At 46.5% G+C, this 21,070-nt stretch carries 19 protein-coding genes; 14 read left to right on the forward strand and 5 right to left on the reverse strand.

Going from position 1 to position 21,070, the window contains the following annotated elements:
* Positions 1-495 precede the first annotated feature (495 nt).
* On the reverse strand, positions 496-2,571 hold the full coding sequence (locus QZW47_RS25895; RefSeq protein ID WP_293133734.1) for an iron uptake porin: 2,076 nt from the start codon (positions 2,569-2,571) through the stop codon (positions 496-498).
* Positions 2,572-3,024: 453 nt separating this feature from the next.
* Here QZW47_RS25895 and QZW47_RS25900 point away from each other — a divergent pair, with 453 nt between their 5' ends.
* The 8 genes from QZW47_RS25900 (at position 3,025) to QZW47_RS25935 (ending at position 10,469) form a co-directional block, all read left to right on the forward strand.
* Positions 3,025-4,191, forward strand: a complete 1,167-nt coding sequence (locus QZW47_RS25900; protein WP_293133783.1) for a glycosyltransferase — start codon at positions 3,025-3,027, stop codon at positions 4,189-4,191.
* A 252-nt stretch (positions 4,192-4,443) separates the two neighbouring features.
* On the forward strand, positions 4,444-5,175 hold the full coding sequence (locus QZW47_RS25905; protein WP_293133737.1) for a sugar transferase: 732 nt from the start codon (positions 4,444-4,446) through the stop codon (positions 5,173-5,175).
* 227 nt (positions 5,176-5,402) lie between these two features.
* The gene (gene gmd, locus QZW47_RS25910; RefSeq protein ID WP_293133740.1) at positions 5,403-6,434 is read left to right on the forward strand and encodes a GDP-mannose 4,6-dehydratase; all 1,032 of its coding nucleotides are present in this window, start codon (positions 5,403-5,405) and stop codon (positions 6,432-6,434) included.
* A gap of 528 nt (positions 6,435-6,962) precedes the next feature.
* Positions 6,963-7,907 carry a GDP-L-fucose synthase gene (locus tag QZW47_RS25915; protein ID WP_293133743.1) on the forward strand — a complete coding sequence of 315 codons (945 nt, stop codon included), beginning with the start codon at positions 6,963-6,965 and terminating at the stop codon, positions 7,905-7,907.
* Positions 7,908-8,250: 343 nt separating this feature from the next.
* Positions 8,251-8,745 carry a DUF4365 domain-containing protein gene (locus QZW47_RS25920; protein ID WP_293133746.1) on the forward strand — a complete coding sequence of 165 codons (495 nt, stop codon included), beginning with the start codon at positions 8,251-8,253 and terminating at the stop codon, positions 8,743-8,745.
* On the forward strand, positions 8,742-9,284 hold the full coding sequence (locus QZW47_RS25925) for a hypothetical protein (protein ID WP_293133748.1): 543 nt from the start codon (positions 8,742-8,744) through the stop codon (positions 9,282-9,284). Before QZW47_RS25920 ends, QZW47_RS25925 begins: the two co-directional genes overlap by 4 nt.
* A gap of 77 nt (positions 9,285-9,361) precedes the next feature.
* Positions 9,362-10,186: a peptidoglycan-binding protein gene (locus tag QZW47_RS25930; RefSeq protein WP_293133750.1), complete on the forward strand. Its 825-nt coding sequence runs from the start codon at positions 9,362-9,364 to the stop codon at positions 10,184-10,186.
* Positions 10,179-10,469, forward strand: a complete 291-nt coding sequence (locus QZW47_RS25935) for a hypothetical protein (protein ID WP_293133752.1) — start codon at positions 10,179-10,181, stop codon at positions 10,467-10,469. Before QZW47_RS25930 ends, QZW47_RS25935 begins: the two co-directional genes overlap by 8 nt.
* A gap of 396 nt (positions 10,470-10,865) precedes the next feature.
* Here the strand turns inward: QZW47_RS25935 and QZW47_RS25940 are convergent, their stop codons facing one another.
* Positions 10,866-11,183 (reverse strand): hypothetical protein, encoded by a 318-nt coding sequence (locus QZW47_RS25940; RefSeq protein ID WP_293133754.1) that lies wholly within the window; start codon positions 11,181-11,183, stop codon positions 10,866-10,868.
* Between the two features lie 413 nt (positions 11,184-11,596).
* Here QZW47_RS25940 and QZW47_RS25945 point away from each other — a divergent pair, with 413 nt between their 5' ends.
* The 3 genes from QZW47_RS25945 (at position 11,597) to QZW47_RS25955 (ending at position 15,042) form a co-directional block, all read left to right on the forward strand.
* On the forward strand, positions 11,597-13,030 hold the full coding sequence (locus QZW47_RS25945; protein WP_293133757.1) for an NB-ARC domain-containing protein: 1,434 nt from the start codon (positions 11,597-11,599) through the stop codon (positions 13,028-13,030).
* A gap of 399 nt (positions 13,031-13,429) precedes the next feature.
* Positions 13,430-14,029 (forward strand): 5-formyltetrahydrofolate cyclo-ligase, encoded by a 600-nt coding sequence (locus tag QZW47_RS25950; RefSeq protein WP_293133760.1) that lies wholly within the window; start codon positions 13,430-13,432, stop codon positions 14,027-14,029.
* Positions 14,030-14,268: 239 nt separating this feature from the next.
* A complete protein-coding gene (locus QZW47_RS25955) occupies positions 14,269-15,042 on the forward strand; it encodes a fumarylacetoacetate hydrolase family protein (RefSeq protein ID WP_293133763.1) in 774 nt (257 codons plus the stop codon).
* Positions 15,043-15,210: 168 nt separating this feature from the next.
* Here the strand turns inward: QZW47_RS25955 and QZW47_RS25960 are convergent, their stop codons facing one another.
* Complete coding sequence (locus QZW47_RS25960) at positions 15,211-15,684, reverse strand: Tic20 family protein (RefSeq protein ID WP_293133766.1); 474 nt, start codon at positions 15,682-15,684, stop codon at positions 15,211-15,213.
* Between the two features lie 220 nt (positions 15,685-15,904).
* Positions 15,905-16,102: a hypothetical protein gene (locus tag QZW47_RS25965; RefSeq protein ID WP_293133771.1), complete on the reverse strand. Its 198-nt coding sequence runs from the start codon at positions 16,100-16,102 to the stop codon at positions 15,905-15,907.
* Positions 16,103-16,270: 168 nt separating this feature from the next.
* On the opposite strand from QZW47_RS25965, the gene glyA reads away from it, so the two are divergent.
* Positions 16,271-17,554, forward strand: coding sequence for a serine hydroxymethyltransferase (gene glyA / locus QZW47_RS25970; RefSeq protein ID WP_293133773.1), 1,284 nt, complete (start codon positions 16,271-16,273; stop codon positions 17,552-17,554).
* A 590-nt stretch (positions 17,555-18,144) separates the two neighbouring features.
* The gene (locus QZW47_RS25975; RefSeq protein WP_293133775.1) at positions 18,145-19,200 is read left to right on the forward strand and encodes a glycosyltransferase family 4 protein; all 1,056 of its coding nucleotides are present in this window, start codon (positions 18,145-18,147) and stop codon (positions 19,198-19,200) included.
* An 81-nt stretch (positions 19,201-19,281) separates the two neighbouring features.
* Here the strand turns inward: QZW47_RS25975 and QZW47_RS25980 are convergent, their stop codons facing one another.
* On the reverse strand, positions 19,282-19,440 hold the full coding sequence (locus tag QZW47_RS25980) for a hypothetical protein (protein WP_293133777.1): 159 nt from the start codon (positions 19,438-19,440) through the stop codon (positions 19,282-19,284).
* Between the two features lie 21 nt (positions 19,441-19,461).
* On the opposite strand from QZW47_RS25980, the gene QZW47_RS25985 reads away from it, so the two are divergent.
* Entirely contained in the window at positions 19,462-20,715 is a 1,254-nt protein-coding gene (locus QZW47_RS25985) for a competence/damage-inducible protein A (protein WP_293133779.1), read from the forward strand.
* The last annotated feature ends 355 nt before the right edge of the window (positions 20,716-21,070 follow it).

Genomic DNA, 21,070 nt, shown 5'->3' on the forward strand with positions numbered 1-21,070 from the left:
TAGGCATAAGTGCTCTGCGACGCAAGTATTATTAAGAAACATTTTACTTTAACTCAATTTATTAAGAACCTGAGAATTTTTACAAAATCTTTACTTTTCAGTTTTAGAGTGATGGAGTTGGTGGTTCAACCAAGCTTAAAGTGCTCTGTAACAAGACTGAAACACATCTGATTTAAAAAAGAGGTTTTTATGATACACGACTCCGGCAGCTCAAATCAAATCCTCGGTCAAGCGAGCCACAATACAGACTGTCCCTGCTGCTCGAATCCAATGCTGCGTCACTTTCGCCAGCACGAGGTCTACTGGTTTTGTCGCGACTGTTGGCAAGAAATGCCTGTGTACAATCTTAACAGATGTAGTTTATCGCTATCTAGAGCAAGTCTCAATAAAGCACTGGTGCAAAAAAGATATAGCTTTGCAACCGAATTGAGCTTCGCGAAATGAGATTTGAGATTAAAACTAGCATCTCAAATCCCAAATCTCGAACAGCTAATTCTAGAAAGTAAACGTGGTTCTGACAACCCCAATCACCAAATCAGAATTATTTTTATTGTGGTCAGGAGCAGTCAGCCAAATCACACCCGGAGTAATCGAAATATTGTCGCTCAACTTAAACTGATAGAACCCTTCAATGTGCAGCGAAGTATCCTTATCTTCCGGCAAAGTCCGATTAGTAGAACTCGTCACTCGCGGCTCCATACCGACAATAAAGCCAGCCACATTGCCCTCCTTCAACAAATCGGGCAAAGCCACAGTAACAGCCCAGTTCCAGATTTTTTGATCTCCTCGCTGCACAGAACCTGTAGGAGTATTCAAGTTCGATAAAATGCGCTGGTTAGTGTAACCCGCCCAACCGCCAATTGCCAAGCCAGGCCGCACTCTCCACGAAGCCTGCGCGCCGTAGGAATTGCTAGAAACCCGCGGGCTGTTGTCGCTGTCGATGCCGAAGGAACCGAGACGCACCGGGAAATTAGAAGCGTTGCTGCCCGTACCGGTAACAAAGTTGTAGGAATTAACGTAAGTTAAACCTAAAGCCATAGTGCTTGTCGGTTTGAAAGTCAACTGAGCCAAAGCACCATAGGAACCGTTGAACAAGCCGTTACCCCGCGTCGGGCTCGGAGCGTTGCCGGCCAAATATCCCAAACTCAGCTCTAGTTTTTCCCCAAACTGCTGCCGCAGAGCGATACCAGAACCGGCAGTCAAATAGTAAATTGGGTTGCGAGTACCGAAATTAGAAAGAGCACCGCTGCCACCATCTCCGTCAAAGTAAGGATTGACAGTATTGGTGAAATCGTCAGCAGCGCCGGCATTGGCTTCTAGAATTACTGTAGTGCTTTTGCCTAGAGGGAATTGGTAAAGTAGCGCATCTAAAGCTACAGTATTGCTAGCAGTACCAAAAGGGCCGGCATTAAACCGCAATTCCCCTTCAGCAGTCTTGGTATTGTTAGTAGAAAACGCACCCAAATTTAAAACTTGCAGTCGAGTTCTCAGCAAATCTTGACCAGAAAAACTCGTGTCAAAATTGAGACGCACCCTGCTGCCAAAAGCCGTAGTTCGATCGGCTTTGCGGCCCTCAGCATCCTCTCCGCGGGCGATACCTGTCAATGCAAATATCACTTCGCCGTTGAGTTTAGTTGTAGTCGAAAACTGATTTGCTTCTAATTCAGAAGTGCGGGCTTCCAAGGCATCTACGCGCCCGCGCAAAGTTGCCAATTCTGCGGCAAATTCTTCTTGCAACCTTTGTATAGAAGCCAAATCTTCTTTTGTTGCCAGATTTCTGCCACTGCCTTTAATCAGCTCGTTCACCTTATCCAAACACGCATTTAAACCCGCTGCAAACTCGTAGCGAGTCATCGCCCGGTTGCCGCGGTAAGTGCCGTCAGGATAGCCGGCGATGCAACCGTAGCGTTCTACTAGAGATTGCAAAGCTTGAAATGCCCAATCGGTGGGCCGAACGTCGGAAAGTTGGGAAACAGAGGTTACTTGGCCGGCTGCATCTTCGCTGCCGTTTTCTGCGCTGTATTGGTTGATTTGTTCTAAAACACTTGACTGCGCTTGAGGTTGCACAATTGGAGCAGTTGATTGGGAAATCTGCTCGGGTTGGGCGGCCGGTTTTTCGGCGCTGATATTAGTCGGTGCGGCCGGTTTTTCGGCGCTGGAGTTTGCGGGCGCGACTGCGGGGATTTGCTCTGCGACTGGTTTGTCTGTATTTAAGTTTTCGGGCGCGGCTGCGGGTTTGCTTTGGGTTAAGTCTGCTGCTGCAACTGAGTTGTTTTCCGGTGATGCGGCTTGTTCGGCAACAGGGGCGACCTTTGCTGCTACACTTTCTTTCTCAAGAGTATCATTAGTGTCAGCAGTTAAGTTGGCAGCTAGTGACGCTGCCTCGGCGGTCGCTGCTGCGGTCTCAGGCTGTGCGGTATCGGTGGCAGCACCTGCTAATTGCAATTGATTGGCTTGAGCTGTAGCAATTTCTACAGGTGTTTCTGTTGCTAGGGCTGTCGAAGATACGACTAAACTTGCTGCCAATACAGCGGGACTGACTAAAAGTCCCTTCCATAAAAATTTGGACATTTTTTTTCCTCACACCACGTTAGTTCGATCGCCAGTTCCGAAAATTTGGGCGATCGCAAATCACCTACAGTATTCCGCCTAATAGCATTTTTTGTCAACAATCGGCGGAATCGTTGCCCGATTCTGCACTTTAGCTGTCCCTGATTGCCCAAAAACCGCGTTTATTCCCCAAATTCTGGGAATCGACCCTGCCCAAAAACGGGTACAACCCCCAACGCTAGGGTCAGGGTCGATTCCAAAATTTTAGACCCAACGACCAGCGAGCGGGCAAGGCTCTGGTTCAATCTCCCAGATTCAATCCGAGAGAACATCTCAAATCTCAAATCCCAAATCCCAAATCGATTCGCCTGCGTAGAAACCCGGTTGATAGCTCGATACTGGGCAAGCGATCGCTCGGTAAGACTAATATTGACAGAACTAGCGCTAAAAAATCGTTCGATCGACTACATACAAGTGAAAAAACTCAAATACGCCCTAGTTCATGAATGGTTGACGCCCCTAGCTACCGGCGGTTCAGAACTCGTAGTACAAGAAATCCTCAAATACATAGACGAGGCAGATGTCTATGCTCTCATCGACTTTGAATCGGCAAACCCCCAAAGCTATCTTTTCGGGCGACAGATTGGTACTACATTCTTGCAGCACTTTCCCGCAGCCCGCAGCGGCGTGCAAAAATATTTGCCATTTCTGCCGATCGCGATCGAACAACTAGATTTGCGAGAATACGACATCATCCTCTCATCCTCCCACGCCGTCGCCAAAGGCATACTCAGCAGTCCGCAGCAACTGCACGTCTGCTACTGCCACACGCCCATGCGCTACGCTTGGGACTTAACTTTTGACTATTTGCTCCGCAGCAAAGCCGGACGGGGCATCCCGGGGCTGCTGACGCGATATCTGTTGCACCGACTGCGGCAGTGGGACGTAATTTCCGCCAACCGCGTCGATTATTTCATCGCCAACTCTCAACACACGGCGCGCCGAATTTGGCGGTGCTACCGACGGCGCGCCGAGGTGATTTATCCGCCGGTAAATATCGAGAGATTTTCGGTGATGCGGCAAAAACAAGACTTTTACGTGACAGTATGCCGATTGGTAAGCTACAAAAACGTCAGTGCGATCGTCCAAGCATTCAATCAACTCGGGCACACTCTAATTGTCATCGGCACCGGCCCAGAATTAGAAATGATTCGGCAAATCGCCAAACCCAACGTGCAACTGCTCGGCTGGCAGCCCGCGGAGGTAGTTGAAAAGTACATGGCAGAGGCGAAAGCCTTTGTATATGCAGCTTGCGAAGATTTTGGCATCGCTTTAGTAGAAGCTCAAGCTTGTGGCACACCGATAATTGCCTACGCAGCAGGCGGCGCTTTGGAGACAGTGCTCGACATTCGCCAACACAAGGAGACTGGGACAGGTTTATTTTTTGCATCGCAAACTGCAGCAGCAATAGTCGAAGCCGTCGAGGAATTTGAGCAGTTGCAAGCAAAATTTCAGCCAGAAATCAGCAGGTTGCACGCCTCCAAGTTTGCCCCCGAAGTCTTTGAGCAGCGCTATATAGCTTTTGTAGAACAGTGCTATCAGGAATTTAAATCCGGCGATTTTTCCCAGTCTGGGACTTGAGAGCCACAGAGGGAGAGCGGGACACTGGGAGACTCGGACACCTCGAAAATATTTGGCAATTGCTTCAGAAGCGCTGAAAACCTCTCTGCATAAGTGCCTTGTCCATTCGTCCGACGGAAGTCGGACGAATTTGGACTTCCATCGGACGAATTCTGAATGCAGAAAATTGAGTCTTTGAAACATAATTCATAGAACAAAGCGTCTTGAGGCTTTATGATCATGACTGTGTGTGGTGTGAAGTGAAGGAGTAAGATGACTGCCGACAGCCAACTAATCTCCGGCAAGGTAATTCGAGCGATCGCAAGACGCGGTTTTGGGCCTGTCCTGCAAGGAGATAGACGCATCAGTCGTTCTCTACAGAGACTCGACGGAGAATTTCTCAAGCGGTTATTTGACATTCTCTTTTCCTTATCGGTTCTGATCCTGTTTGCTCCGGTTTACCTGCTTTTGGCTCTCTCGATCGCCTTAAGCTCGTCCGGGCCTATATTTTACGTACAGGAACGAGTAGGCAAAAACCGTAAAATGTTTTATTGCCTTAAATTCAGAACGATGGTGGAAAATGCGGATGACATCTTGCTGGAAATCATGGAGAAATCTCCGGATTTGCGTCAAGAGTTTGAAGACAATTTCAAACTGAAACAAGACCCTCGAATTACCTGTATTGGAAGATTTTTACGAATGACCAGTTTAGACGAATTCCCCCAGTTTTGGAATGTTTTAAAAGGAGATATGAGCGTCGTCGGGCCGAGACCTTTAGTTGAAGAAGAACTGCCGAGATACGGCCGTCACATCAACAAAATTCTCACCATCAGACCTGGAATTACAGGCTTGTGGCAAGTGTCCGGTCGCAACGACATTCCCTATCCCCGGCGAGTCCAAATAGACCTCTATTACGCCAATGACAAAAACCTTTGGATGGATATGTGGATTGTTTTCAAAACAATTGGAGTTGTGATTTTCCCTAAAAATAACGGCGCATATTAATTTTTGTCCGCAGTCAGCCATCGGTAGTTAGTTTTGTTTGTTACCGACCACTGATGCTGACTACTGACAGCAAGCGGCAAACTCTTGGCTAAAAGATTCACAGTTCCTTGATGCCGATCGAAGCATTGTGAGTTAAGGTAGAGCTTGAGCATTGGACGGGCAGGCAACAACAGCCTCTGCCCGGAACATCCGAAGTGAATTAACACAGCCTGTCACAGGAAAATCAGATGACGCAACGCAAGCGAGCGCTAATAACAGGTATTACAGGTCAAGACGGCTCTTATTTGAGCGAGTTATTGCTAGAAAAAGGATATGAAGTTCACGGCATTATCCGGCGCAGTTCTAGTTTCAATACCGATCGCATTGACCACATCTATGTCGATCCTCACAGCGAAGGAGCACAGTTATTTCTGCACTACGGCGACTTGACTGACGGCACTACTCTGCGCCGGATTTTGGAACAAGTTCAGCCTGTAGAAGTTTATAATTTAGGCGCTCAATCCCACGTTCGAGTGAGTTTTGACTCGCCGGAATATACGGCTGACTGTGTAGGAATGGGAGTATTGCGCTTGCTAGAAGCAGTTCGCGATTACCAAAGCCGCACAGGCATAGAAGTGCGGTTTTATCAAGCAGGTTCTTCTGAAATGTTTGGTTTGGTACAGGAAGTTCCGCAGAAGGAAACAACTCCCTTTTATCCCAGAAGTCCTTACGCTTGCGCTAAAGTTTACGGTCACTGGCAAACAGTAAATTATCGCGAATCCTACGGACTTTTTGCTTGCAACGGCATCTTGTTCAATCACGAGTCTCCACGCCGGGGCGAAACTTTTGTAACTCGCAAAATTACTCGCGCTGTTGCCAGAATTGTTGCAGGTAAGCAGAAAAAACTTTATTTGGGCAACCTCGATTCCAAGCGGGACTGGGGTTATGCTAAAGACTACGTGCAGGCGATGTGGCTGATGCTGCAACAAGAGAAGCCTGACGATTATGTGATTGCTACCAACGAGACCCATTCTATTAAGGAATTTCTCGATTTGGCTTTCACTTACGTCAATTTAGATTGGCAAAAATATGTCGAGTTTGATGAACGCTACTTGCGTCCTGCTGAAGTGGAACTGTTGATTGGCGATTCGACTAAGGCACGCCAGCAATTAAAATGGGAACCTTCTGTAACTTTTCAGGAGTTAGTACATTTAATGGTAGATGCTGACACGAAAGCTCTCGAACAGCAATTGCGAGGTTCCGGGAACGGATTCGATTAAGCGGCAAAACTAAGCCGGAGTGTCAATTTGATATTTTCCATGGGGAATTGGAGATTGACTTGCAGCATCGAATCTGAAAGCTGGAACATGAGCCGAAAATTTTTGACCCTCCCCGACTGATGTCGGGGACTTGTATTCGTTTTTGGGCGGGTGCGCTGCTAACAATTTGTCGGGGTAGTTCCCCTGTATTCCCCATTCGCTCCAAGCGCCAGCCGGGGATTACCCCGACAAAAAACATGACAAAGAAGATTGTTGCAGCTATTTGTACGATCGACATTCAAACAACCAGCTTAACTGCTCGCCAAACTTTCGGCTGTGCGGGCCAACAAAAACATTAAAATCACGGTTGAGCAGTCGCAGCCGATAAATCTCACGCTCAGATACGCACGGCAATTTGTCCCTATCTGGGACTGCTCAAACAGATTTGTTGGCAAGCGCGTGCTGTAGCGTAAAGCTTTTTTGCTAAAGTTACAATTTTAGAGTGGAAATTGTCGATCGACCATTATTCAAAATTCTGAGGATAAAATTATGACCAGCTTGGATTTAAGCAACAAACGCATTCTAGTCACGGGTGGCGCCGGTTTCCTCGGCCGTCAGGTAATCGACCAATTAGTCAAAGCAGGCGCGGATGCTGATAAAATTTCAGTTAGTCGATCGGGCGACTGCGACCTCCGCGTCATGGAAAACTGCAAACGCGCCGCCGACCAACAAGATATCATCATACACTTAGCAGCCCACGTCGGCGGCATCGGTTTAAACTTAATCAAACCCGCAGAACTATTTTACGACAATTTGATGATGGGCGCGCAACTAATCCACGCAGCCTACGAAGCAGGAGTCGAAAAATTCGTCTGCGTCGGCACAATTTGCGCCTATCCCAACTTAACCCCAGTTCCCTTCAAAGAAGACGACCTCTGGAACGGCTATCCAGAAGTAACCAACGCACCTTATGGAATAGCAAAAAAAGCTTTATTAGTACAACTGCAATCCTACCGCCAGCAGTACGGATTCAACGGTATCTACTTGCTACCAGTGAATTTGTACGGCCCAGAAGATAACTTTGACCCGAAAAGTTCCCACGTCATCCCCGCATTAATTCGCAAAGTCCACGAAGCCCAAGAAAGAGGAGACAAAACACTGCCAGTTTGGGGAGACGGCAGCCCTAGCCGCGAGTTTTTGTATTCCACAGATGCCGCACGAGGCATTGTGATGGCTGCTCAATCTTACAACGAATCTGACCCGGTTAATTTGGGAACAAATAGCGAAGTTAAAATTCGCGACTTAGTGGAAACGATTTGCGAATTGATGGGATATCAGGGAGAAATTGTTTGGGAAACAGACAAACCGAACGGTCAGCCGCGCCGCTGTTTGGATACGGAAAGGGCTAAGGAAAGGTTTGGTTTTGTGGCTGAAGTGGAGTTTAAGGAAGGGTTAAAAAATACGATTGATTGGTATCGAAAACACGCAGTTTGAGTTTGAAAAAAGCCCCGGTTTCTTGAATAAACCGGGGCTTTTTTTAGATTAAACTCGGCGGTTGAAACCGCGACTACACAAACGATGTCCGCCTCCGCGGACTAAGAAATTATATCAGATCGTGTTCGTTCGATGAGCGTCACAAAAACAGTTCGTAGTGTGGACTTTAGTCCGCAAAATAAAGCGGACTAAAGTCCACACTACGAACCAATCTTATATCTGTCAATCGAGCGGACACGATATCAATCGATCGCCTTTCGCGAATGTTTATCCTACAATAATTACTTGTGGGACACGTTTATTGTAAGATATATTATTATTTTCGCAATTAGTTTATTTTGGAATGGAACTAAACCAACAGAAAGAACTTTTTAGCAAAGCTTATGTACGCGCCGTGGCAGCCGTGGCAGGTTTTTCTGTCAGTCAGCCAGAGGTAGATGACGACAGCATTGATTTGAAGATTGTGGCAAGAGGTGGTGAGGGAGTAGTTTTTTCCCCTGAGCTTAACTTACAATTGAAATGTACCTCAAGGGATGTACTCGATGGGCAGTTCATCCGATATCCGGTGAGGATAAAAAACTACAGGGATTTGATAATCAATTCCCAGGTTCCGCGCCTATTAGTAGTAGTTTTAGTGCCGGAAAATCTAGAAAACTGGTTGCAGCAGTCTGAAGACGAAATGTGCATGAGGTATTGCGCCTACTGGGTGTCGCTGCGGGGACAGCCAGAAAGACTCAATACAGCGAATGTAACAGTTGAGTTATCCCGCTCTAATCAGTTCACAGTAGAGGCTCTCAAGTCTATTATGCAGTGTCTCAGTCAAGGAGGTTTACCGTGAAAGTAACTGTAAAAGACAAGGAAATTTTCCAAACTATAGATCCCAATGTGCTAGGAGAACACTTAGAGACTAATGGCTGGCAAAAAATTGCTTTGGTCTATGAGAATACTTGGATTTGGCACAAAAAGAATGATGTTGGTCAGATTTTTGAAATCAAGCAGCCTGTGAGACAAGAATTTGATGCTCCTCATCTTATTGCTGAAGCTTTTAAGACGCTAGAAGTGGTTGAAAATCGCTCTCAGCTAGATATTCTCAGCGATTTAATTACTGCTTTACCTAATGTTGCAATCTCGGGATGGATTAATAAAGTGGACGAGGCAGAATCTGCGGCAAAGATTACATTAATGGGATTTGTGGTGGGTAAGCTGAGAAAAATTTACCTAGAATTGAACGGATCTGATTGTCAGTTGGCCCTCAAGGCTTATGAAACGCGATCGCCCGTAACGTGTTTTGGCGATCTAATTAAAGAAAATGACGGTTTCGTGCTCAACAATCCGCGCGATTTTGCTCTGCTGACTGAGGCTGAATTAATTAAATAAATAGTTTGGGAAATCCTGGTTGTGGTACAATGTGAATCAAAAATTATTGTTCGGGTAGTATCGCAGGAAAACAGGTTGTGCAAACTCTAAAATTAGGTGCATCGGGTTCCGATGTTGTGAAACTTCAAAAACGCTTGCTGGAGTTAGGGTTAAATCTAGGCCCTGCTGACGGTAAGTTTGGCCCGAAAACAGAAGTATCCCTCAAACAGTTTCAAACCAATCAAAAATTTTTGGCAGACGGCATCGCGGGCCCCAAAACCCTCGCTGCATTGTTTCCTGGGGAACCTTTGGGCTCGTCACTTTTATCATACAGGGCGATCGAGCTAATCTTAGAATTCGAGGTCGGTGGCGGACAGGAATACTACGAAAGCCTGTTGCAGCGTCCAACTTGGCCGGAAGGAGCATCGGGAATTACGATCGGCATCGGCTACGATCTAGGTTACAACACAGTAGAAGTTTTTAACCAAGATTGGCAGAAATTAGGGGATGTTGAGCAACAGCGTTTGAGTAACTGCTGCGGGTTGACAGAGGATGCTGCAAAAGAACGTTTAGCTAGTGTTAGAGATATCATTGTTCCCTGGGAATTAGCTTGGGAAGTTTTTAATATTGTCACAGTGCCGAAATTTTACAATCTGACAAAAGAAGCATTTCCCGGTTTTGAACAATTGCCCGCAGATGTTCAAGGAGGATTGGTAAGTTTGGTGTTCAATCGCGGCACGAGTATGCAGGGAAACCGTCGCCTAGAAATGCGTGTAGTTCGCGATTTGGTTACGAAAAAGAATGTGAATAAAATTGCCGAACAAATTCGCAAAATGAAACGAATTTGGCTGGGAACTAGCATTGAAAAAGGGATGAGTAGACGGCGGGATGCGGAAGCAGATTTAATCGAGGAAAGTGCTTAAATATCCTTTAGCTGTGATTGAAAAAGCGATGTTATCCTCACAAAACCTCGTCGAACAAGTCAATGATTCGGATTTTATCGAGTTGTGGGTAGATCCGATTGTTTTCCCGCCTCGGATTCTGATGTTAATGGGTGACAAAAATAGTAACTGTGGTATTTACGAGCCATCGCCGAATTATCAACTGCTGTTTTTAGGTTCAAGTTACGATGAGGCTCACTCGTGGCTACTGGAAGATGAATATGAGCGAGTTGATGGTAGGCTTTTAGCCTCGGAAATAGTTTGAGTGAAGAATAATTAGGGCGATCGCCCTTTTTGGCCAAAAGGGCGATCGCTTTTGATATAGAACCCATTTGACATCTTTGAGTTTTTGGGTTGGGTGACGCGAAATACCGAGATTAACCCGGTTTCTGAGATTTACGCCCGGGGCAAGAAACCGGGTTTCTACGAGTTTTTGGGTTGGTCACGAGAAATACCGAGAGAAACCCGGTTTCTGAGATTTACGCAGAATAGATCTCAAATGGGTTCTATAAGGTGATAGTAAACTAAATCGAAAGTTTATTGTCTAATGACTTGATGAGTGTCATTAACCGCAAAACGAAGCAATAATTATCATGTTATCCGGCACAAAACCTCACCACACAAATCATAGTTGATTCCCCCAAAAGCTGTGAAAATCAAGTTAAAATGCTACCAAGACAGTGAAGATAATTTGTAATATGTGGACGAGAGCCTCAATAGACAATCCCAGTGAACCCGCCAACGACCCAATCGCCGCCACTATTTCAGTAAGACCGGCACCTGAACTGATTAAAGCTATCAACTGACTCATAATTTCAATAACAGCGGGTACGTTAGCAGCCAAGCCAAACAAAGCCGTAACAGAAACTACTCCAACCTTGAGAACTTCGAGTAGTCCCATTAGCTGCGCGATCGCGTCTGGGCCTTGGCTTTGAATGTAATCTAAAATTTGTGCGATTACTGCTACCAGTGCGTCCATACTTCTTTCCTTTTAGGGTAAAATGTCTGCGATCGATCAATACTGTCAGTCAACTAGCTGAAAAAGCATTTCAAAAAATAGTCGGATTATTTCAAGCCAACTCAACTCATTTCTCATTTTGCTTCCTTGATTATTCAGCTTTTAAATATATTAGATCGAGTCAACCTTTTAACTTTTTGGGTTTATTAGTCATGATTTTATATTTTTATGTTTGGCTACAGCCGACTACCAGTGACGGACAGCTTCTATTTGAAAATTACACCATCCTCATAATGAAGTCAAGTCATAAAACATCAGAAAATATCACAAATTTAATATTTCTTAATATCATTAAATGTCAGAGGCGAGCGTGATGTCAGAAAATGTCAGAAAAAGTCTGATACAATATCAGCAATCCCCTACATAAACGACCGATGGACGTGAAAGAACTCTTGAAATTGGCTGACGACATGGTTTTTGCCAAGACGGGAGAACACTTGGACGATCTGCAAGAAGCTATCCTAGCAGGTGTATGGGAAGGTCAAAAATACTCTCAAATCGCAGAAGCATCATATTGTAGCGAAGGTCACATCAGAAATATCGCCTCAAAATTATGGAAGCGTTTGTCAAATATCTTAGGTGAAGAAGTTACTCAATCAAATTTACGATCGGCACTTGAAAGACAACAAGTATTCATCGTTTCATCAAATTCGGGAAATGATTTTTTTATTGGTAATGTCAATGTTTGTAAGGACAGTCAATCTCCCGAAGTTCCAAAAGATCGATCGCCCTCAACCCCCACCCCAGAAACCTCAAAACCCCAAACCCGACTAGACTTAGCAGATGCACCTCATATATCATTGTTGTGCAATCGCACATCCGAACTCGCCACCCTCGAAAAATGGATTGTCCAAGAAAAGTGCAACCTCGCAGCCATATCAGGACTAAGCGGCATCGGCAAAACCGCACTTTCCGTCCATCTCATCCCACAAATTCAACATCACTTTGAATGCGTGATTTGGCGAAGTCTGGGCACCTCCCCACCCCTCGGAACCACCCTCAAAAACCTGATTCAATTTATCGCCAATCAATACCCCCCCAACCCCCCCTTACCAAGGGGGGGCGAAGAGGGGTTTTTACCAGTCAGCATTGGCGATCGACTTTCCCTGTTAATGGAATATCTGCGAAAAAACCGCTGTCTCATCATCCTCGACGACGTGCAAACTCTCCTCAGCAGCGGACAACTCGCAGGAAATTACCGCCCCGACTGCGAAAATTACAGCATCCTCTTCAGACAAATCGGAGAAACAACCCACAACAGTTGTTTCATCATCCACACTTGGGAAAACCCCAGAGAAATTACCGCATTAACAGGCGAACATTCACCTGTTCGTACTTTACAACTCAAAGGCATCGGTACAGATGCTACCGAAATTTTCAAACACAAAAGTTTGCTCAACCCCGAAAAATGGGAATACCTAATTAATGCCTACCGAGGCAATCCATTGTGGTTAAAAATAGTCGCCACCACCATTCAAGAAATATTTCGAGGCAGGGTCGCAGATTTTTTGAAATATGATATGCTATTCGTCGGGGAAGAATTGGCAGCAGCATTGCACCCGCAGATAAATCGCTTGTCAGAATTAGAAAAAAAGCTCATCTGCCGCCTCAGCCGCGAAGCGAATTCAGTTTCAATAGAGCAATTGCTACAAGATGCCGATTTATCGCCTTCGGAGTTATTCAACGGGCTGCAATCTTTGGGGAGGCGCTCTTTGGTTGAAATTGAGGAAATGGATAATGAAACGGTATTTAGTGTTTGTCCTGTGGTGAGACAATATGTGTTATCTAATTCGGTTTGTTGCTCGTGATATTTGTATGGACTAAGGCAGTGCCGTTTCCCTACTAGACCTCTTGCAAAAATAGCTAGGAACGGGCAAGATGCCCGTTCCACAAAACAACTTTTTCTGTGGAACGGGCATCTTGCCCGTTCCAAAATTAGAGCGAAAAGACTTTTGCAAGAGATATACTGTGGTGAGGCAAGATGCGATCTCAAATTTGGTTGATTGCCCGTGATATTTGTCGGACACGGCAGTGCCGTTTCCCTACGCTGTGGCGAGACAAGATGTATTCTGAAATTCGGTTAATTACCCGTGATATTTGTAGGGACACGGCACTGCCGTGTCCTATCTTTTTTAGCCGTACCCCTACCCTTTTTAGCCGTGTCCCTACGTTTTTTCGCGTTCATTTAAACTGATTGAATATGAAATATGAATACTCCTGAACCTTCATTAACTAAAACCGAATTAAGACGATCGCTCCTAAACACCCGCAAATCCCTACCAGCCCAAGAATGGAGACAAAAGAGCGAGATCCTCTGCAAGCACCTGCAAAACTCGCCCCTATTTACCGAAGCAGAAACAATCCTTGCCTACTTTAGCTTTCGCCAAGAACCAGATTTAAGTCCCCTATTTGTAACTCCCCGTAAATGGGGGTTTCCCCGCTGTGTTGGTAAAGACTTATCCTGGCACATCTGGCAGCCCGGAGATGCTTTACATACTGGAGCTTATGGCATACTGGAACCGCTGCCTGATGCTCCGAAAATCGACCGCTCAGAAGTAGATTTAATCCTCGTACCCGCCGTAGGTTGCGATGTTCGCGGCTATCGCTTGGGCTACGGCGGCGGCTATTACGATCGCATACTGAGTTTACCTGAGTGGGAATCCAAAATTGCGATCGCCACAATCTTTGAATTTGCCTTGCTAGCCCAGCTACCCGATGACTCCTGGGACAAACCGCTGCACGGAATTTGCACCGAAAACGGGTTAAAAATGATACACCAACAATCCAGAAGGTCGATCGAGCAGTAAATGTTAGCTAATTATGCTTAGATCCATGTTTATATGTATTATGACTCACACACTCCCAACAAAGAAACCGGGTTTTTTAATAGAGATTGAGGGTTTTAAGCAAATATTTTGGCTAAAAAATCCGGTTTCTAGGCATCCGTGCGTCAGTCCTCTGTATTCTACAGAAAGTCCTATTCCCGCGATCGGGAAGCGGTCAGTCTGTTTAAATCTAAAATCTAAAATCCAAAATCTAAAATAGTATGGCTCAACGCTACGTTCGAGTTAAAACAACACAAGGACACATCCATTACGGTTTGCTGCAACTGAGCCGCAGCGTTCAAGTATTTGATGCACCTCCCTGGTTAAAAGGACAGCCAACAGATTTGGCACTCCAGCCAGAGAGCTACCAAATTCTCGCCCCGTGCTCTCCCTCAAAAATTGTAGCCGTAGGCAAAAATTATGTCGATCACGCCGCGGAGATGGGTACGGCAGTACCCACTGAACCCCTGCTGTTTTTCAAGCCTCCTAGCGCTGTCATCGCAGCAGGTGGAGCGATTCGCTATCCGCAACAGTCGGAAAGGGTAGACTACGAAGGAGAGTTGGCCTTGGTAATTGGCGAACATTGTACCAACTGTACTCCCGAACAAGCACACAGCAAAATTTGGGGCTATACCATCGCCAACGACGTAACAGCCAGAGATTTGCAAAAGCGAGACAACCAGTGGGCTAGGGCTAAAGGATTTGATACATTTTGTCCGTTGGGGCCTTGGATTGTCCGCGAATTGAGTCCGGCTGCACGGTTGCAGACTTTTGTCAATGGGAGCGATCGACCTGCACAGTCATCTCAGATCGATCGCATGGTATTTTCCCCAGACTTTCTCGTCTCTTACATCAGTCAAATCATGACCTTGATTCCCGGCGATGTGATACTGACTGGAACGCCGCAAGGAGTAGGGCCGCTGCAAATAGGCGATCGAGTCCGCATTGAAATAGAAGGCATTGGCAGTCTAGAAAATACAGTCATTAGTCATTAGTCAATGGTCATTGGTCATTGGTCATTAATTATTGCCACTCTCCGACCTTCAACTAACAACTGTCAACTGTCAACTGCCAACTGTCAACTAACAACTGTCAACTGTCAACTGTCAACTGCCAACTGTCAACTGTCAACTGTCAACTGTCAACTGTTAACTGTCAACTTACTATGGTACTTGCATATAAACAGCGTCCGAAAGTGGAGGAATCTCTGCATAGCGTCCCAACGCCGACTGCACGACTGCATAGAAAAATGCAGCCAAAACGCCCAAGAACACCATGTTATAGAGAGTTTCTGCAATAAATGCGACTTGAAAGCCTTTTGCAAAAATTGGCAAAACCAAACCGCACAGCATCAAAACAATGTCTAAAAGAATCGCCTGCATCGCATTAAAACGAATAAAGTGACTGATGTTTTCGTTTCTAACTACTCCTAAATACAGGGCAAAGAAAATAACCAAGCTAGCAAAGGGCAAACTATAAATTTGCATCAATGGAGCTAGCGGTATCAATAACAGTTGCAAAACAGGAAACTGTGTAAACAGAAACCTACCAAAGGCAAGCCCGTCAATCAGCGGTAGCAAATAAGGCAAACAAGCAAAAATCCGGTCTGGAACAGTTGTAGATCCGCGCCAAGTCATAATGAACTCTCCTGAGTCGATCGATAAACTATCAATTCCCGTTAAACTCAGGATAACGCAGCAGCAGGGTTTGTGTTCCGACTCGCCCGGAATTTTCCCACACTCAGAGCCGAGTAGATTCAGGGGGTACTTACATCGAGTCGGGTTCAATAGTCACTGTTTGGCCGATGCCCGATGCCCGATGCCCGATGCCCGATGCCCGATGCCCGATGCCCCATGATTATTTAATATTGGCAATGACAAAGCCCATTTGACACTCGTATCGATCGGGCAAATTTTCCGTAGGTTTAGCAACTGGATGCCCGCAGCGCAGCTCTCCACCGCTCCAGCGCGGTTGGCCCGTGCGATCGGCGAGCACACAACTTTGGCAAACACACTGAGGGGCAAGCATCTGATTTTCCATTAGAATGACTAACATTTGATACCTCCGGCAGGTTTCACACCAGTAGTTTCATTGTATGTCAGGAATTTGAGACAAACGGCTTAACCTGAACACAACGTAATATTTATGTCAATGGTGCGAAATCCGTAGTACGGTAAAAGATCCCCAATTCCCAATCCCAAAATTGTCAAAAGGTTGATTATTGTGACGGACACTAACTTAGACTTCATTTCCAAAACCGATCCGCTAATTGCCGATTTAATCGGCAAAGAGCTTCAACGCCAGCGAGATCACCTAGAACTGATCGCCAGCGAAAACTTTACCTCCGCAGCGGTAATGGCAGCTCAAGGCTCAGTGCTGACGAATAAATACGCTGAAGGACTGCCAACAAAACGGTACTACGGCGGGTGCGAATTTATTGACGGCATCGAGCAAATCGCGATCGATCGCGCCAAACAGCTTTTTGGAGCCGCCCACGCCAACGTTCAGCCCCACTCCGGCGCTCAAGCCAACTTTGCAGTGTTTTTGAGCTTGCTGGAACCCGGAGACGGAATTATGGGCATGGATTTGTCCCACGGCGGACACTTGACCCACGGTTCGCCGGTCAACGTATCTGGTAAATGGTTCAAAGCGTTTCACTACGGCGTCAACCAAGAAACAGAACAGCTCGACTACGATGAAATTTTGGCACTCGCCAAACAAAATAAACCCAAATTGCTGATTTGCGGCTATTCAGCATATTCGCGAATTATCAACTTTGAAAAGTTTAGAGCGATCGCCGACGAAATTGGAGCTTACCTGCTCGCAGACATCGCCCACATCGCGGGGTTAGTCGCCACAGGCCACCACCCCAGCCCCCTCGCCCACTGTCACGCAGTCACCACCACCACTCACAAAACCCTCCGCGGCCCCCGCGGCGGCTTGATTTTGACCAACGACCCCGAACTTGGGAAAAAGTTCGACAAATCAGTGTTTCCCGGCACTCAGGGCGGCCCGTTGGAACACGTGATTGCGGGCAAAGCTGTAGCTTTTGGCGAAGCATTAAAGCCGGAATTTACAACTTATTCAGGTCAAGTAATTGAAAATGCGCGGGCTTTAGCTGCACAGTTGCAGCAGCGGGGTTTAAAACTCGTTTCTGGTGGCACAGACAATCACTTAATGCTAGTTGATTTGCGATCGGCAAACATGACAGGCAAAGTAGCCGATCGATTAGTCAGCGGTGTGAATATTACTGCTAATAAAAATACCGTGCCTTTCGATCCGGCATCCCCCTTTGTCACCAGCGGTTTGAGACTCGGTTCGGCCGCGATGACGACGAGGGGAATGGGAACAGCCGAATTTACCGAGATTGGTAATATTATTGCCGATCGACTCCTGAATCCTGAAGATGAAAGCGTCGCCGCCGAATGCCTGCGACGAGTCGCCGCCCTGTGCGATCGCTTCCCGTTATACCCGCACTTGTTCTTAAAAGTGCCGGCATTAGCTTAACTTTCCTGATTGGCAATGGGGAATTGGTAGTTGGAAGTGTACGGGTAAAAGGGTGATTCGATTTGAGATTTTAGATTTGAGATTTGAGATTTATTTTCGCATTGAATCTGGGAGATTGAACCTGAATCTAAAATTTTGGGATCGATTATCGGTCATTTCGGGGGCTTGTACCCGCTTTTGGGCGGAGCAAAGAGCCTAAAAAGATTGAGAGTTGTTCGTTGCGATCTTGACAAGCGGTTTTTATCGAAAATCTCGATCGCGAAAGGCGGTTTTTACTAAAGATATTTGTCGGGCGGCGCTGGTTAGATTAAGGGTATTTGTCGATCGCGAAAGATACCGCTCAACTCGGCCCGCTTGCCAAATATCGATCGCGAAAGAGTTGATCAATATTGCGATCGAAAGACGATTAATTCTAGAGTTATCAGTTAAAAACCTGACAATTCGCGTCCCGGCAACTCCCACTCCTGCAAATCTCCGGCTCCCAAACCCCCAGTCGCTCTTAAAGATGTTTCTTTGTGATAAGCCATCTGAAATGTAGTAGACTCTGCCTGACAGACTAATTGCCCCGCACTATTTAAAATTGATTTCAGATGCCGTACCAGTATCTGTACCACGTACTCGCTTTTCTGGTTTCCGCAGCCGTCGTCCTCTGGAGTACGCCAATAGTTAAAAAAATTGGTCTCAAAAGCGGGCGAGTCGATCGACCAGGCGAGCGAAAAGTCCACCAGCGCCCTATGGTGCGCTTGGGAGGAGTCTCAATCTTTCTAGGCACTCTGATTGCCCTGTTATGTGTCTGGCTCTCAGGAGGCTTCATCGACGCTAGCGGAGAAGTTCTCAATCGCAGAGACGAATACCAAGTTTGGGGAGTCACCCTCGGCGGCATCGGATTCTTCCTCATCGGTTTAGCAGACGACTTGTTTTCGCTCTCAGCCATAAAACGCTTGCTCATGCAAATTGGCGTATCCAGCATCGCTTGGATGGCAGGCGTACAAATTGAGTTTCTCACAGTTCCCTCCTTGGGACTGACAGATATTGGCTGGCTGAGCTTGCCAATTACTGTGATTTGGCTTGTCGGTATGGCCAACGCCATCAACTGGATAGACGGTTTAGACGGTTTAGCAGCAGGAGTTTCGGGGATTGCAGCAGTTGTCATGCTGATTGTCAGTCTGTCGATGCACCAACCGGCAGCAGCCCTAATTGCAGCAGCTTTAGCTGGTGGCACCTTGGGATTTCTGCGCTACAACTTCAATCCGGCTCAAATCTTTATGGGAGATGGCGGGGCTTATTTTATCGGGTTTACTCTCGCTGGAGTTGGAGTAATTGGGTTAGTTAAAACTACGGCTGTGACTTCTGTGTTGTTGCCATATTTAATTTTAGCTGTACCGATTTTAGATATGTCAGCGGTGATTCTCGATCGACTCCGCAACGGCAAATCACCCTTTATTGCTGACAAGCGCCACCTCCACCACCGATTGCTGGATGCAGGATTATCCCATCGATTTGCGGTTTTATTTATTTACTCGCTGACACTTTGGGTAGGAAGTTTAGCCCTAGCTTTTTCAGTTCCAAGTGGCATAATTTACGCTATGGGAGCTACAAGTTTGCTGGGATACGCTAGCTGGAAAGTTTGGAGACACGCTCGATAGACAGTTGGCAGTTGGCAGTTGGCAGTTGACAGTTGACAGTTGACAGTTGACAGTTGACAGTTAACAGCTAACAGTTAACAGTTAACAGCTAACAGTTAACAGTTGGCAGTTACTACCAATGCCCAATGCCCAATGCCCAATGCCCAATGCCCAATGCCCAATGCCCAATGCCCAATGCCCAATGCCCAATGCCCAATGCCCAATGCCCTGTTTGCCCAATGCCCAATGCCCAATGCCCAATGCCCAATTATGAATAACTAAATGGTTGCTGAAATTATTTGTGTTGGCACTGAATTGCTGTTAGGCGATATTCTTAACAGCAATTCCCAGTTTTTAGCTAAAGAATTAGCGAGTTTGGGAATCCCTCACTACTATCAAACAGTGGTGGGAGACAATCCAGAACGCATCAAACAAGTGTTAGAAATTGCTGTGGGTCGATCGCAACTTTTGCTGTTCACCGGAGGTCTCGGCCCCACACCAGACGACCTCACAGTCGAAACAATCGCCGATTTTTTTGGTGTTCCCCTGATCGAAAAGCCGGAAATTATCGCCGATATCGAACAAAAATTTGCACGGCGGGGACGCAGCATGAGTCCCAGCAACCGCAAACAAGCTTTAATTCCCGAAACTGCGGATATTCTGCCCAACCGCAGCGGTTCTGCACCGGGGATTATTTGGCAGCCGGTTCCCAATGTCACAGTGATGACATTTCCCGGCGTACCCGCGGAAATGCACTTGATGTGGCAAGAAACCGCCGTTCCTTACCTGAAAAATGGCGGCTGGTGTAGCTCAACTATTTGCAGTCGCACGTTGAAATTTTGGGGCATTGCTGAGTCTGCACTGGCGGAAAAAGTAGATACTTTTCTAAATTTAACTAATCCGACTGTGGCTCCCTACGCCAATCACGGCGAAGTTAAATTGCGGATTTCGGCCCGCGCTGAGTCGGAAGTGGCTGCGAAAAAGTTAATTGAGCCGATCGAGCAACAATTGCTTCAGATTGCCGGCTTAGACTGTTATGGTGCTGATACCGATACCCTCGCCTCGACTGTCGGCAAATTGCTGCTGTTGGCCGGGGAAACTCTGAGTGTGGCTGAATCCTGCACGGGTGGCGGATTGGGAGCGATGCTGACTGGTGTTCCGGGAAGTTCGAGCTACTTTTTGGGCGGGATTATTTCCTATGACAATCGGGTTAAGGAAGGATTATTAGGTGTTAATCCCGAAGATTTAGCGGAATTTGGTGCAGTCAGCACCAGCGTCGCAAAACAAATGGCTGCGGGAGTGCGCGCGAGTCTCAACACCGATTGGGGATTGAGCATTACAGGCATCGCTGGCCCCGGAGGCGGCACGGATGCTAAACCTGTCGGACTGGTTTATATCGGTTTAGCGGGCCCCGACGGCGAGGCTGAAAGCTTTGAATACCGTTTCGGCGATGGCCGAGGCCGCGATTGGATTCGGCACCTGAGTAGCTGTACGGCGCTCGATCGACTCCGGCGTAAATTATTGGCGAAAGCGTAGAAAACATCTAATAATTTGTCAATTGTCAACAGCCAGCAGTAAGCTTAAGCTTTATTTAATAATTGGCATCCGAGATATTTCAGTAATTTTCCCATTGCCTATTGATTATCTGTAAAGATTCGTTATGATAATAAGACAGGACTGATTTGCAAATATACTGACTCTCTGCTTTGCTCAACAGCGTTGCCCCAAACAACCAGCAAGCGAGAAAGCAAGTTTGACCTTTGTTTTCAAAGTCGTGCTTGCTTATTTTCAGGGATTTAGCCGTCGGTTTAGCAATCTAGACTATAAAAAAAGGAGCTATCCGTTCAATGGAAGACATTGAAAAGGTGCTGGAACAAATTAAAGAATGGGT

This window comes from Microcoleus sp. bin38.metabat.b11b12b14.051, assembly GCF_013299165.1.
GTDB lineage: Bacteria > Cyanobacteriota > Cyanobacteriia > Cyanobacteriales > Microcoleaceae > Microcoleus.

What these genes read in the sequence shown, in the direction of transcription:
- QZW47_RS25915 (WP_293133743.1), top strand. Translation starts at nt 6,963, where the DNA reads ATGACCAGCTTGGATTTAAGCAACAAACGCATTCTAGTCACGGGTGGC.
- QZW47_RS25965 (WP_293133771.1), bottom strand. Translation starts at nt 16,102, where the DNA reads ATGTTAGTCATTCTAATGGAAAATCAGATGCTTGCCCCTCAGTGTGTT.
- QZW47_RS25960 (WP_293133766.1), bottom strand. Translation starts at nt 15,684, where the DNA reads ATGACTTGGCGCGGATCTACAACTGTTCCAGACCGGATTTTTGCTTGT.
- QZW47_RS25940 (WP_293133754.1), bottom strand. Translation starts at nt 11,183, where the DNA reads ATGGACGCACTGGTAGCAGTAATCGCACAAATTTTAGATTACATTCAA.
- QZW47_RS25905 (WP_293133737.1), top strand. Translation starts at nt 4,444, where the DNA reads ATGACTGCCGACAGCCAACTAATCTCCGGCAAGGTAATTCGAGCGATC.
- gmd (WP_293133740.1), top strand. Translation starts at nt 5,403, where the DNA reads ATGACGCAACGCAAGCGAGCGCTAATAACAGGTATTACAGGTCAAGAC.
- QZW47_RS25985 (WP_293133779.1), top strand. Translation starts at nt 19,462, where the DNA reads ATGGTTGCTGAAATTATTTGTGTTGGCACTGAATTGCTGTTAGGCGAT.
- QZW47_RS25920 (WP_293133746.1), top strand. Translation starts at nt 8,251, where the DNA reads ATGGAACTAAACCAACAGAAAGAACTTTTTAGCAAAGCTTATGTACGC.
- QZW47_RS25975 (WP_293133775.1), top strand. Translation starts at nt 18,145, where the DNA reads ATGCCGTACCAGTATCTGTACCACGTACTCGCTTTTCTGGTTTCCGCA.
- QZW47_RS25955 (WP_293133763.1), top strand. Translation starts at nt 14,269, where the DNA reads ATGGCTCAACGCTACGTTCGAGTTAAAACAACACAAGGACACATCCAT.
- QZW47_RS25950 (WP_293133760.1), top strand. Translation starts at nt 13,430, where the DNA reads ATGAATACTCCTGAACCTTCATTAACTAAAACCGAATTAAGACGATCG.
- QZW47_RS25945 (WP_293133757.1), top strand. Translation starts at nt 11,597, where the DNA reads ATGGACGTGAAAGAACTCTTGAAATTGGCTGACGACATGGTTTTTGCC.
- QZW47_RS25895 (WP_293133734.1), bottom strand. Translation starts at nt 2,571, where the DNA reads ATGTCCAAATTTTTATGGAAGGGACTTTTAGTCAGTCCCGCTGTATTG.